Raw genomic sequence first — 13,827 nt, forward strand, 5'->3', positions numbered from 1 at the left:
GGACTGACCCGCTCCGCTTCGGCGCTGCTATAAACTCGCTGAGTGCCGATTAAAAAATTAATATAATCGTACTCACTTACTTTGGATTTATTCATCCTGATAGGTTAACTGATTTTTACCAACTGCGTAACTCCTATATGATTTGTCTGCGCAGTTCTGAAATAAGGGGCTTTGGCTCTCGCAAAACGAAGGGCGGCTCTGAAGAGCCGCCCGCTGCATTTTTTACCCGATCATTTCCAGCACGGTCTTGGCGATGGACTCCGCATCCAAGCCCTGCTGCTTGTAGAGATCAGACGGCTTGCCGGAGCCGCCGTACTGCTGCACGCCAAGGCGTTTCATTTTCGGCGCAAGGCCGTTGTCGATCAGCACCGCAGCTGCGGACGCGCCGAGGCCGGTTTCCACATGGTGATCTTCCACGGTGACGATGGGGCCGCGTTTGGCCGCCGCAAGCACTGCGTCCTTGTCCAAGGGCAGCAGCGAGGCCATGTTCAGCACGCCGACCGACTTGCCCGCCTGCTTCAGCAGCTTCCACGCCTCGATGCAGGCCGGTGTCAGTGCGCCATAGGTGATGATGGTCGCGTCCGTTCCTTCACGCAGCCAGTCTGCTTGGCCGGGCGTAAAGACGTAGTCTGCATCATAGTAAATGCTGCCGTCCTCGCGGGTGATGGTCGGGGTTTTTGAGCGGCCCATGCCGACAAAGTGATTGCCCGGCTGCACGGCGATGTGGCGGATGATGCGGTCGGTTTGATTGGGATCCGCAGGCATGAAGACCGAGAAGCGGAAGTAGTTCTTCATCAGGCCGAGATAGTCAATGCACTGATGCGTCGGGCCATCCTCGCCGACATCAAGGCCAACGTGGGTGGCCACCACTTTCACATTGCTGTGGTTGAAGTCGTTGAGCCGGTTCTGGTTGTAGACCTCAGACACAGCAAAGGAGCCGAATGTGGAGAAGAAGGTGACGAGCTTCTCGCAGCTCATTGCTCCGGCTGTGCCTGCGGCGTGGTGCTCCTGAATGCCCAGCTCAAGATATGCCTGCGGAGAATGCTTATGAAAGCCATCCATCTTGACTGAGCCTTCCAAATCGCAGGAAATGCCGACGATCACCGGCGGCTGTCCTGCTTTGTTGTTGGCTTGAGCCAGACTCGTCAAGGCATTGCCGTAGCCAGAACGGCAGTCCGTAGGCTTGTCCACAGGATAGACGATTGGCTCGCCCGCCTGCACGCTGGGATAATCGGCGCGCGGCGGCATGATGCTTTTGCCGCTGACCGGCTGCTTGCGCTTCTCCTGCCATTGTTCAAAATCATTCGCCACGCCCAATTCAGCCAAGGCTTTAGCAAGATCGTCCGCAGGCAGGGTCGAACCATGATACTTAGCCTTGTTCTCCATGAAGGAAATGCCCTTGCCCATGACGGTCTGGGCGATGAGCACGGTCGGCACGCCGCTGATGTTGCGGTAGGCATCGCGCATGGCTTTGTAGATGGCGTTGCAGTCATGGCCGTTCTCCAGCTTGACTGCATTGAAGCCAAGGCCGCCGTAGAGCTTCTGCATGCACTGCGGCATGATGTCTTCAGTGCTGCCGCAGATTTGCAGCTTGTTGCGGTCGATCAGCACGGTCAGGTTGTCTAACTTGTACTTCACAGCATGGCGGATGGCCTCGACGATCTGCCCCTTCTGCTGCTCGCCGTCGCCCATCAGGCAGAAGACGCGGTTATTCAGGCCCTTGAGCTTGAAGGCGTGCGCCATGCCCACGGCTGTGGACAAGCCCTGGCCAAGGTTGCCGGTGTCCCACTCCACGCCCGGCACGATGCTTTCCACGTGGCCAGGAAAGCCGGAGCCAGTGCGCCGGAAGCCTGCGAGAAAGTCCTCTTCGTTGAAGTAGCCATGCTCCGCCAGAACGCTGTACACGCCGGGCGAGATGTGGCCGATGGAGGCGACAAAGCGGTCGCGCTCCTCCATGCGAGGGGTCTTCGGGTCATGGCGAAGGATGCCGTAGGCCACCAGCAGCATGTCGAGCGAAGACAGCGAGCCGCCCGGATGACCGGACGCGGCAAGGCTGGTGGAGAGCAGGATGCGGCGGGCGCAGCGTGTGCGCATTTCTTTAAGCGAGGCGAGTTCCGCGCTGCTCAGGTCGGCGGCGGATAAGTCAAAGTGCAGAGGCATTTCTTTGCTCCATGTTGAAAGGATGAAAATGATGACGGGCAGGTTTTCCCCTGCCCGTTTGCTGGCTGACTGATGCGCAGAGCGTTTTATAAATGGATTGCGTCGGAAAGACAACAGGAAAGAGGGGCGGGCGGCCCGCTGACCCGGCCGGTCGCCCGTCAGCGTTCAGCTTGGTGGAGCATTCAAAGGCGGGAGCGCTTGGAGACAGTCAAGCGCGCAGCTGCAAACTGGTCAGCAAACCGATGCAATCCGTTGTCCGCCGCAAAAAAGATGCTTGCGCAAGGCCCGCAAATATGGTTCTGATACGGGGGCGGCATCTGCCGCTGTCCATCCAACTCAATCCCTGCGAGGTCTGTCATGGAAGAAACAAGCTGGCTTGCTGAACTGCTCGCCAACAATTTTGTGCGCGGGCTGGCGGTCGGCCTGCTGATCGCCTTCGCCTTCTGGGTGCGCTCCCTGATCAAAGTGCGGACGCTGCACGGCGACATCCGCAAGCTGCGCGGGCATTTGCAAACCAAGTTCGAGATTGAGTCAGCGGAGAACGAGCGGCGCAAGGAGGAGATGAACCAGCTCCGTCAGGAGCGCGACAATCTCCGCAACATGATTCAGGTGCTGAATCAGAAGCCGGGCAAGCAGGAAATCCGCCAAGCTCAGGTCTATCAGAAGGCGGCGGAGATCATGTTTGAAAAATCGCCCGGCTTTGCCCCGGCGTGGCAGATCACCCTGCGCGAGGCTGAGGAGGAGATGCGCAACGCCGAGAAAGGGCTGATTCCTTTCTTCAAGCGGATCACCTCCAGCAGCCCGGCTGCCGCGCCCGCCGCCGAGCACAAAGCGTCCCAGCACGGCAAGCGCCATCTTGAGCTGGACGACCCGGCCAACCTTTGATTTCTCCCGGAATGCCTGAGATGCTGTCTGAACCGCAGGCTGCGGCCCTGTCCGGCTGCGGCCTGATTTTAGTCCGGCCCAAATACCCGGAGAACATCGGCGCGGCGGCCCGCATCGCCTGCAATTTCGGCATCGGCCATCTGACTGTGGTGGCCGATGAGCCGCCGGATCAGGAGCGGATGCTGAAAATGGCCACGCACAAGGCCGCCCACCTGATTGAAAACTTGCAGCTCGTCAGCAGCTCCCGTGAGGCCGCCGCGCCGTATCAGTTCCTCGTCGGCACCACGGCCCGGCAGGGCAAATACCGGACAGTTGAGGTCAGGCAGCCCCGCGAGGTCATGGCCGAGCTGGCGCCGCTCATCGCCGGAGGCAGCCGGGCGGCTTTGATGTTCGGCCCGGAAAGCAGCGGCCTGAGCAATGAAGACCTTGACCTCTGCCAGTTCGCCCTGACCATCGCCACAGCAGATTTTTCCTCGCTCAACTTAGCCCAAGCCGTGGCTGTTTGCTGCTATGAGCTGCATCTGGCCGCTGGGAATGTCCTGCTGCAAAACGGCGGGAGCAGCTACGCCAACTCGCACGAGCTGGAGGGCATGTACGAGCACATAGATCAAGCCCTGAGCCGCATCGGCTTCCTCCACGACACCAGCCGCAGCTACTGGATGCGCAACATCCGCCAGTTCCTCAGCCGCACCCGGATCAAAAAGAAGGAAGCCAGCCTGATCCGGGGCGTGTGCCGGAAATTCCTCTGGCACAGCGGCGGCCAAGGCTGGGCGCCGCCGGAGCGGATTGACGAGGGCTGAGAGGGCAGTCCTGCCTGCCGGACAATTTCTTTGCACCGGCAGGGCAATAGGGTATAATTGACTGAACCGGCATGAACACGATGCCTTCTTCCGCCGCGCTGCTGCTCCTGCGCCTGACAATCCCTGCTGCCGCTGACTTGACGCATGTTCTCCGCCTTCCTTCCGCGCCGCCTTGTCCTGCCTGTCGCGGCCTGCCTCTGCCTGCTGCTGCCTGCGCCGCCGTCCGCGCTGTCAGCGGCGGTTCAGACAGCGGCGGAAGGAACGGACGGCGCTGAATACCAGAAAGCGGCTGATCAATGTCATCAGCTGCTGCGGCAGCCCGCAGGCGGGACACGCGCTGACTGGCTGAAGGCGGTGGCGAGGCTGGACGAGGTGTACCGGAAGAATCCGCAGAGTCAGACAGCGCCTGCCTGCCTGCACCTCTCCGCCCGGATGCACCAGGCCATGCACCAGCGGTTCCGGCAGCCTGCTGATCTGGATCAGGCCATGGCCCGGTTCAGCAATGTGGTCTCGCTGCATCCGCAAAGCCCTGAGGCGGCGGAATCTCTCTACGCCTTGGCCCGGACTGAGCAGCAGCACGGCAATCTCCGGGGCGCGGCCAAAACGTATTACAAGCTGGCGCACAGCTATCCTTTCAGCCGCCGCCGGGCAGAGGCTCAGGAGCAGCTGCGCCAGCTGACCATCATCGCCGAGTCGCTGGCCGCCCGCAAAGGAGGCAGGCAGGCAGCGGACCTGTTCAGGCAGACAAAGCCGCCGCCCGCTGTCAGCGTTCCAGCGCAGGAGAAAATCGTTCTTCCCCCGCCTGCTGTTCCGCCGCCCCGGCCCGCCGCTGCTCCTGCGCCGCCGAAGCTGGAGCCTGCGTTTCCAGCGGCCAAGAAGCCGGAGAGACCTGCGCCGAGCCAGCCTTCCGCTGTCAGCGCAGTTGTCAGTCCGCCCGTGCAAGAGGAAATCGTTTTTCCGCAGCCTCAGCAGCCTGCTGTTTTCTCCGCGCCGCCGCCTCCGAAACCAGCTCCTCCGGCAGTCGTCAACGTGCCGGAGAAAGCGCAGCAGCCCGTACCGCTGCCCAAGCCCGCTGCTGCGCCGAAGAAGAAAGAGGAGCCGGAGCGTTCGCTGCTGGCGGAACTCAGCTTCCCGGACTGGAACTGGCATCTGCCGTCGTTTTTCGGCGGCAGCGGGGAAAAAAAGCCGGAGCCGGAAGGAAAGGCTGTCAAACCGCTGCCTGCCGCCGCGCCGGTCGCGTCGCCGGAGCCGCTGCCGACTGCTCCGGCGGAAAAAGAGGCCGAGCAGAGCAAAATTGTCGTCTCCGAGCTGAAAATCGCCGCGCTGGAGCCGGAGCCGCCCAAACCAGCACCCGCCGCCGTCCTGCCCCCGCCGGAACCGGCTCCGGCCCCTGAAGCGCCGAAACCGCCTGCGCCCCCAGCTTTGGCCGAGCTGCTGCCGATCCAGCATTGGTCTTCAGACCGCTACAGCCGGGTGGCGGTCAGCGCGACCGGCGCGGCTTCCTATCAGGCCCAGCTTCCGGATCAGCCCGGCGGCCAGCCCGGGCGGCTGCGTCTTGAATTCAAGCAAAGCCATGTGCCGCCTGAGCTGCGCGAGCCGCTTGTTCTGGAAGCGGGGCTGGTCAGAAGCATCCGCGCCGGGCAGGCCGACAGCGAGACGGCGGAGGTGGTGCTGGAGCTGAATCCTGCCGCCGACTGCAAGGTTTTCAGCCTCAACGATCCCTTCCGGGTGGTGGTGGATGTCCGCAGGCCGGAGCAGGACGAGCAGACAGCGGACAGCAGAAAAGAGCTGACAGAGCAGGAAAAGGAGGCGCGGGCGGCGGCTGTCCGGAAAAAGCTGAAAGTCAGGCCGAAGGGCGCGGAAAAGCGCAGCCTGACCTTGGCCCAGCAGCTCGGTCTCGGCATCCGGCGGATCATGATTGATCCCGGCCATGGCGGCAAGGACAGCGGCGCGGTCGGCTTCGGCCTCCGCGAGAAGGACATCGTTCTTGATGTGGCCCGGCGGGTGCGGCAGCTTTTGAAAAAGGAGGGCTACGAGGTGCTGATGACCCGGAGCAAGGACGTGTTCATCGCGCTGGAGGAGCGCACCGCCCTTGCCAACACCAAAGGCGCGGATCTCTTCCTCTCCATCCATGTCAACGCCCATCCCAAGCCCTGGGTGAAGGGCGTGGAGACCTTCTACCTCAACTTGGCCGCCAACCCGGAGGCCATGCGTGTCGCCGCGCTGGAGAACGCCACCTCCAGCCGCAGCATGAGCGAGATGGAGAGCATTCTTGCCAGCCTGATGAAAAACACCAAAATTGACGAGTCCTCGCTGCTGGCCGAATTCATCCAGACCAGCATGGCGGACGGGCTGAATTCGTACAAAACCAAAAATCTGGGCGTGAAAAAGGCGCCGTTTTACGTGCTGATCGGGGCGCAGATGCCGGCGGCGTTGGCGGAAATCTCCTTCATCAGCAACAAGGAAGAGGCCGAACTGCTCAAGGACGACAAATACTTGCAGGCTATTGCCGAACGGATCGCGGCGGGCGTGACCGCCTACGTCGAGCACCGGCAGGAAAAGGCGACGGCGGCCTTGAATAAACAGCTCCCCTGATTGCCCCCGGCGCGCTTCAGCAGGCCGGATTTCACGATATCGCACCAAGGAAGACCAGAAATGACCAGCCAAGTTTTGTCCGCCAGCAGCCAGATGCCTGAACACTGCCGCCCGATGAGCGGCAGTGACACCTTCCGTTTCGCCTGCCACTCTGGTCTGGCCTGCTTCAACGAGTGCTGCCGCCAGCTCGACCTCACCCTGACCCCCTATGATGTCCTCCGCCTGAAGAACCGCCTCAAGCTGGATTCCGGCGTGTTTCTCGAAAGCTACGTGATCGTTGAATGGGAGGAGGGAATGCGCTTTCCGCACTGCTATCTGAACACGGCTGATGACGGCAGATCCAGCTGCATCTTTGTCAGCGGCCAAGGCTGCGGCGTGTATGACGACCGGCCTTCCGCCTGCCGGGCCTATCCTGCCGGACGCGGGGCCTCGCGCCGGGTTGACGGCGCAGTGGCCGAGCAGTATGTCCTGCTGCGCGAGCCGCACTGCCTCGGTTTTGCCGCAGGCCCGGCGCAGACGGTGCCGGAATATTTCCAAGCGCAGGGCTTGGCGGATTACAACCGCTACAATGACCAACTCCTTCAGCTGCTCCATCATCCACAGGTACGGGCTGGGTTCCGCCCGAACCGGGCGCAGGCGGATCAGTACATTCTCGCCCTTTACAACCTCGACCTTTTCCGCCGCGAGGTGATGACTGGACGGATCAAAATGAAGCAGCCGCTCTCGCCGATGGAGTTCCGCTCGCTCTCCGCCGGTGACGACCGCGCCCTGCTCCTGCTGGCCGTGCGCTGGCTGATGCAGGAATATTTCAACGAATGCTGGACCAGCGCGGGATATCGGCGCATTGATCTTGCCGCCTGAAATCAAGCTGCCGGGCTGCCCGCCCGGTCATGGACAGCCCGTGCTGATTCAAGAACGAAAAAAGAGGTGAGTCCGTATGCAATTCCTTGACGTGAGAACCGACTTCGCCTTCAAGCGGGTCTTTGGCAGCGAGCAGTCAAAAAGCATCTTGATTGACTTCCTCAACGCCATAATTGACTTTGGTGACGAGAGAATCACTGATCTGATCATTGTTGATCCGTATCAGGTGCCGCCGCTGAAGGGCATGAAGGACAGCTATGTTGACGTGAAGGCGGTGCTATCTAACCGAGCCAAAGTCATCATTGAGATGCAGGTGCTGAATGTTGAGGGCTTCGAGAAGCGGGTGCTGTACAATGCCGCCAAACTGTATTCCTCGCAGCTCAGACGCTCGCAGCAGTATGCGGGCTTGGAGCCGGTCATTGCCTTAACCATCACCGATTTCGAGATGTTCAAGGACTTTGACAAGGTGATCTCGTATTGGAACCTGCGGGAAAAGGAGCAGCTTGTCCAGTACAGCGACGAGATCGAGCTGATTTTTGTCGAGCTGCCCAAATTCAAAAAAAACGAGGATGAGCTGGATTCTGTCACCGACAAATGGATATACTTCATCAAGAACGCCGGCAGCCTTGACTTCATCCCTAAAACTTTCACAGAGCTGCCGCTGCTGGAGGCGTTTGACTTGGCCAACACCGCCGCCCTGAGCGAGGAGGAGCTGGAAGTCCAGTTCAAACGCCGGGACTTCATCATGCTCCAGCAGGGTGCGTTGATGAAGGCGGAGAAGGACGGACTGGCGAAGGGCATGGAAAAGGGCATGGCGAAAGGCTTAGAGCAAGGCATGGAAAAAGGGCAGCGCGAGGCAAAGCTCGCCATTGCCCGCAGCCTGCTGGCGCATGGCATCGGGCTGGAGGTCATCGCTGCCAGCACAGGTTTGTCCGGCAAGGAGCTGGCCAGCTTGCAGGAACAATACAACAACCGGGAGGTGTCAAAATGAGTCTGATAACTTGGGACGAGAGCCTGAGCGTCAAGGTGGCGGAGATCGACAGCCAGCACCGCAAGCTGGTGGCGATGATCAACGAGCTGCACGACGCGATGAAAAGCGGCAAGGGGAAGGACGTGATGGGCAGGATCCTCAGCGGCCTGATCAGCTACACCGACAGTCATTTCAAGGTGGAGGAGAAATACTTCGCCCAGTTCAAATACCCAGACACAGCGGCGCATGTGAAAGAGCACGTCGCCTTTGTCAAGAAGGTGACTGAATTCCAGATCGACTTTGAGGGAGGCCGCCTGACGGTCTCCATAGACACCCTGTACTTCCTGCGCGACTGGCTGCAAGGCCACATCAAGGGCACAGACAAGAAGTACAGCGCATTCTTCCATGAGAACGGCCTGCGCTGACCCGCAGCCGGCAACCACGAAACAAGGCAAGGCATGACCACAGCAGAAGCAGCGCAGGATGAAATCCTGCCCGAAGCAATACAGACCGTTGACATAGAGAAGGAGCTGCGCAAGTCCTATCTGGACTACGCCATGTCCGTGATTGTTGGCCGCGCCCTGCCGGACGTGCGCGACGGCCTCAAGCCGGTGCACCGGCGCTGCCTCTACGCCATGCGCGAGCTGGGCACCTTCCACAACCGGCCCTACGTCAAGTCCGCGCGCATCGTCGGCGACGTGATCGGCAAGTACCATCCGCACGGCGACACAGCGGTGTATGACACCATCGTGCGCATGGCCCAGGACTTCTCCCTGCGCTACCCGCTCGTGGACGGCCAGGGCAACTTCGGCTCCATGGACGGCGACTCAGCAGCGGCGATGCGCTACACCGAGGCTCGCATGAGCAGGCTGGATCAGGAGCTGGTGGCGGATATTGACAAGGACACGGTGGATTTCATCCCCAACTACGACGGCTCGCAGCAGGAGCCGACTGTCCTGCCCGCCCGCATCCCGAACCTGCTCCTCAACGGCTCCGAGGGCATCGCGGTGGGCATGGCCACCAAGATTCCGCCGCACAATCTGAGCGAGCTGATGGATGCGCTCGTGGCCCTGACGGAGAACCCAGAGATCACGGTGCCGGAGCTGGCCGAGCACATCACCGGCCCGGACTTCCCGACCGGCGGCTTCCTCTGCGGCAGGGCAGGCATCCGCGAGGCGTATGAGACCGGACGCGGCAGGCTGGTGATGCGCGGCAGGCTGCATGTGGAGCGGCGCAAGAAGGGCGAGGGCGAGGCCATCGTGGTCACAGAAGTGCCGTTCCAGCAGAACAAGGCGGACTTGGTGCAGCGCATCGCCCTGCTGATGAAGGAGAAGCGGATCACCTCCATCGCTGAGGTGCGCGACGAGTCTGACCGCGACGGCCTGCGCATCGTCATGGACCTGAAGCGGGATGAGAACCCAGACGTGACCATCAACCAGCTCTACACCCTCACGCCGCTGCAAAAGAGCTTCGGCGTGATCATGCTCTGCATCGTCAACGGCAGGCCGGAGATCCTCAACCTCAAGCAGCTGCTCGTTCACTTTGTCGAGCACCGGCGCACGGTGGTCTACCGCCGCACCGCCTTTGACTTGGGCAAGGCCGAGGAACGCGCCCACCTGCTGGAGGGGCTGAAGATCGCCTTGGACAACCTCGACCCTGTGGTTGAGTTGGTGCGGGCCGCTGCCGGGCCAAGCGATGCCAAGGCCGGGCTGATGGAGCGTTTCTCCCTGTCCGAGCTGCAAGCCCAAGTCATCTTAGACATGCGCCTGCAACGCCTCACCGGCTTGGAGCGGGACAAGATCATGCAGGAGTATGCCGAGGTGGGCGAGCGCATCACCTATCTGAAGCAGGTGCTGGCTGATGACGCGCTGGTCATGCAGATCATCCGCGACGAGTTCCGCGAGATACGCGAGCAGTACGGCGATGCTCGGCGCACGGAGATCATCGACGCTGCGGACGAGATCCTGCCGGAAGACATGATCGCCGACGAGGAGATGGTGGTCACGGTCTCGCACAACGGCTTCATCAAGCGCAACGCCCTCAGCCTCTACCGGGCGCAGCGGCGCGGCGGCAAGGGCGTGGCAGGCATGGCCGACAGCAAGGACGACTTTGTCTCCGGCCTCTACACCGCCTCGACGCTCGACACCTTCCTCTTCTTCACCAATCTGGGGCGGGTCTTCTGGCGCAGGGTCTATGAGCTGCCTGAAGGCGGGCGCACGGCCAAAGGCCGGGCCATCGTCAACCTGCTGGAGCTGGGCGAGGGCGAGAAGGTGGCGGCCATCCTGCCGGTGGCTGACCTTGCCCATGCGGACGAGGCCCTCTCCATCCTCACCGTGACCAAGAAGGGCATCATCAAGAAGACCAGCATTGCCGAGTACAAGCGGCCCATGCGCAAGGGCAAGATCGGCCTGACCATCCGCGAGGACGACGAGATCCTCTGCGCGGCCATCACCTCAGGCGAGGACGAGGTATTTCTCGTCACGCGGCAGGGCATGTCCATTCACTTCCGCGAGGACGACGTGCGGGTGATGGGCCGCATTGCCGCCGGGGTCAAGGGCATCACCCTGACAGACGACGACTCAGTGGTCGGCGCGGTGGTGCTGAAGAAGAGCGAGTGCGAGTCCTCCTCGATCCTCACCGTGACCGAGAACGGCTACGGCAAGCGCACGGCGGTGTCCGAGTACCGCCTGCAAAGCCGTGGCGGCAAGGGCGTGGCCACGATCAAGACCAGCGACCGCAACGGCATGGTGGTCGGTGCCTTGCAGGTGGAGGACAGCGATCAAGTGATGCTCATCGCCAACTCGGCCAAGGTCATCCGTATGCCTATGGACTCCATGCGGGTGATTGGCCGCAACACCCAGGGCGTGCGCATGATCAACCTCGGCGAGGGCGAGCGGGTGGTGGATATGTCCATCTTGGCGCGCTCTTCAGGCGATGTGGAGCCGGAGGACGACGGGGCGGCGGAGAGCGGAGAGGAATAAGATACGACGCGTGAGCTGCCCTCCATGCGTCTTCATCAGACAAATACATCCTGACAACAAACTGACATGAGCATTCATTACCAAGGACTTCCCGCCTCCCTGCTGACGCTGGGCAAGCCGGGCTGGAACGATGGCGACTGGCGGAAAACATATCAGCCGCTTGGCTTTTCCCTTGAGCATGTGCCGGATTTGATCCGCATGGTCGCCGATGAAGCGCTGAATCAGGCGGACTCAGAAAGCGCGGCGGTCTGGGCGCCGGTTCATGCGTGGCGGATATTGGGCGTGCTGCGGGCGGAGGAAGCGGTCACGCCGCTGCTTGATCAGCTTGGCCTTGACGACGACAATGACTGGGCGGCGGAAGAAATCCCGAAAGCTCTGGCCATGATCGGCGAGCCTGCTCTCCGCCCCTTGACGTGGCGGCTCGCCGATCTGAAACGCGGAATGTATGCGCGGTCAGGGGCTGCTGAAGCCTTGGCGCAGATGCCGCAGCATCATCCTGAACTTCGGCAGGACTGCGTCACCCGGCTGGAGCGCGAGCTGGCGGCCCGGCGCAAGGAGAATGACGAGACGCTCAACGGCTTTTTAGTCGCCCATCTGCTTGACCTCAAGGCAGTTGAGACCATGCCGACTATTCAGCAGGCGTATCAGGAACGCTGTGTTGATTTCGCGATTTGCGGCGACCTCGAAGAGGTGGAGATAGATTTCGGCCTCCGCGAGCAGCGTTCCACGCCGAAACCGCGCTTTGTGCCGCACGGCCTTTTTGCAACGCGCAAAAGAACACGCGGCAAAATCGGCAGGAACGATCCCTGTCCGTGCAACAGCGGCAAGAAATATAAAAAATGCTGCTGGGGCAAATAGCCAGCAGGCGCGCTTTGGCTTCACCTTTCTATATCCATGAACTCGCGGCGGCATTGCGCCGGTTGACTTCAGCCAGGCCGTGATGATGGGTCTGGCGCGGGACGGCGGCAGCGTGAAGGTACATCCGTTCAAAAGCGGTGGAGTTTACACGCCGGACGAGTTTATTGCCAAATTGGAAGCGGCACTGGCGGGCAAGAAGTAAACTGTTATCGAAGCAAGTCAGGCATAGAAAGGACATGGCACCGACTTGCTTCGGCAGTTTCGACCGCAAGCGCACGGCCAGCGGACTTTGAAGCAGGAGGTGGAGCTGTGAGCAGCGATACTGAACCAAATATCCCGTCCCCGAAAGCCGCTCTTGACCAGCTCAAGGAATGGAAAGAGCTGACTGCTTTTATTGCTGTTGAAGCCGCCAGTGTTCTCGGCATTTTTCTCAGCAGCGGGGCAGCTCAGATTGCCAGCTCGGTGCTGGCCGCTGCGGTCATGACTGGCGGAAGCTGGCATGTTCGTCGTTCATATCGGCGCAAAAAACAGCGCGAAGAGCAGGAGCGGCTGTGGGAAGAACGGCGCAATCAGCCGCGAGCCGCCTTCCGCAGTCTGTCACCCTTTGAGGAGCAGGACGAGCTGCCCGGCCAAGACCGCAAGCAGTTGGCCCGCTCCATTGCGGTGCGCATCGTCAACGACGATTTCCGTTTCGGCATAGTTTGCGGCGATTCCGGCGCGGGCAAGACCTCGCTGCTTCGCTCCGAAGTGATGCGGAACATCCGGGCCAACGGCTTGGAGCCAGTTTATCTGCGCAGCCCGCGCCGCTTGGCAAGAACCGGCCTTGCCGTCGCTTCGTCCTGCGAACGCTTGGCTGCGGAGCTGGATGCCTTCACGCAAGAGCAGATTCCGGCGGACAAATGCGTGCTCATCCTCGACCAGTTCGAGGAATGGTTTGTTGAACACCGCGAGCCGGAAGCCCGCGCCCTGCTGGGCCGCTTCATCGCCCGGCTCATCCAGCGTGTGCCGCCAGTGCGGGTGGTTTGCGCAGTGCGGCGGGAATTCCTGATGGACTTCCATGACCTCGCTGCCGAGCTGCCTGATCCGACCAATCCTGCCAACACCTTCCGCGTCCGCAATTTTACCGTGGCGCAGGCCATTGATGCTGTGCAGCAGTGCGCTTTGGCGGACGGCATCACAGCAGAGGAAGCCTTTGCCGCCGCCTTGGCTGCCGATCTGGAAGAAAACGGCGAAGTGCAGCCCACTGAGTTGCAGATAGTCTGCACCCATCTGGCGGAAAGCGGCAGCCTGAGCAGCGACCGCTATCAGGCCGAGGGCGGCACTGCCGGAATTCTTGCCCATCACATCAAGAACGCGCTGGAATCCTGCCGCGAGCCGGAGCTGGGCGCGAAGCTGCTCCGCTCGCTCTGCGATTTTCCCACCCGAACCAAAAGGCCGCCGAAGACGCTGGCGGAGCTGGCCGCTGACATCGGCAGGACGGCGGGCAGCCAGACGATCGCCGCGCTGGTGCGCACCTTTGTCCTTGCCCGCCTGCTGGCCGAGGAGAAGCGGAAGATCGGCCCGGATGCCTATGCCTTGCTGCACGATTATCTGGTCGGCGCAGTGGAGCTGGCCACCGGCGATGTCTCCACCCAGACCGAGGAGGCGAATCAGCTCCTGCGCTATCATCTTGCCCAGCAGCGCGGGGTGATTCCGCTGCGCAGGCTGCGCTTCATCC

10 protein-coding genes are annotated in these 13,827 nt (G+C 61.5%); 9 read left to right on the forward strand and 1 reads right to left on the reverse strand.

Going from position 1 to position 13,827, the window contains the following annotated elements:
- Window positions 1-222: 222 nt before the first annotated feature.
- A complete protein-coding gene (locus ACNKH3_RS05595; RefSeq protein ID WP_420208538.1) occupies window positions 223-2,160 on the reverse strand; it encodes a transketolase in 1,938 nt (645 codons plus the stop codon).
- A gap of 357 nt (window positions 2,161-2,517) precedes the next feature.
- On the opposite strand from ACNKH3_RS05595, the gene ACNKH3_RS05600 reads away from it, so the two are divergent.
- The 9 genes from ACNKH3_RS05600 to ACNKH3_RS05640 form a co-directional block, all read left to right on the forward strand.
- Window positions 2,518-3,045, forward strand: a complete 528-nt coding sequence (locus ACNKH3_RS05600; RefSeq protein WP_420208539.1) for a hypothetical protein — start codon at window positions 2,518-2,520, stop codon at window positions 3,043-3,045.
- 11 nt (window positions 3,046-3,056) lie between these two features.
- Entirely contained in the window at window positions 3,057-3,845 is a 789-nt protein-coding gene (locus ACNKH3_RS05605; RefSeq protein WP_420208540.1) for an RNA methyltransferase, read from the forward strand.
- Between the two features lie 144 nt (window positions 3,846-3,989).
- Window positions 3,990-6,440 carry an N-acetylmuramoyl-L-alanine amidase gene (locus tag ACNKH3_RS05610; RefSeq protein WP_420208541.1) on the forward strand — a complete coding sequence of 817 codons (2,451 nt, stop codon included), beginning with the start codon at window positions 3,990-3,992 and terminating at the stop codon, window positions 6,438-6,440.
- 60 nt (window positions 6,441-6,500) lie between these two features.
- The gene (locus tag ACNKH3_RS05615; protein WP_420208542.1) at window positions 6,501-7,301 is read left to right on the forward strand and encodes a YkgJ family cysteine cluster protein; all 801 of its coding nucleotides are present in this window, start codon (window positions 6,501-6,503) and stop codon (window positions 7,299-7,301) included.
- A 76-nt stretch (window positions 7,302-7,377) separates the two neighbouring features.
- Window positions 7,378-8,292 (forward strand): Rpn family recombination-promoting nuclease/putative transposase, encoded by a 915-nt coding sequence (locus ACNKH3_RS05620; protein WP_420208543.1) that lies wholly within the window; start codon window positions 7,378-7,380, stop codon window positions 8,290-8,292.
- Window positions 8,289-8,696: a bacteriohemerythrin gene (locus ACNKH3_RS05625; RefSeq protein ID WP_420208544.1), complete on the forward strand. Its 408-nt coding sequence runs from the start codon at window positions 8,289-8,291 to the stop codon at window positions 8,694-8,696. The genes ACNKH3_RS05620 and ACNKH3_RS05625 overlap by 4 nt, the downstream gene beginning before the upstream one ends.
- Before the next feature lie 33 nt (window positions 8,697-8,729).
- Window positions 8,730-11,252, forward strand: coding sequence for a DNA gyrase subunit A (gene gyrA / locus ACNKH3_RS05630; protein WP_420208545.1), 2,523 nt, complete (start codon window positions 8,730-8,732; stop codon window positions 11,250-11,252).
- Between the two features lie 66 nt (window positions 11,253-11,318).
- Window positions 11,319-12,110 carry a DUF1186 domain-containing protein gene (locus ACNKH3_RS05635; protein WP_420208546.1) on the forward strand — a complete coding sequence of 264 codons (792 nt, stop codon included), beginning with the start codon at window positions 11,319-11,321 and terminating at the stop codon, window positions 12,108-12,110.
- A 309-nt stretch (window positions 12,111-12,419) separates the two neighbouring features.
- The coding region (locus ACNKH3_RS05640; RefSeq protein WP_420208547.1) for an NACHT domain-containing protein at window positions 12,420-13,827 on the forward strand (1,408 nt) is incomplete at its 3' end.

This window comes from Candidatus Electronema sp. JC, assembly GCF_048287365.2.
Lineage (GTDB): Bacteria > Desulfobacterota > Desulfobulbia > Desulfobulbales > Desulfobulbaceae > Electronema.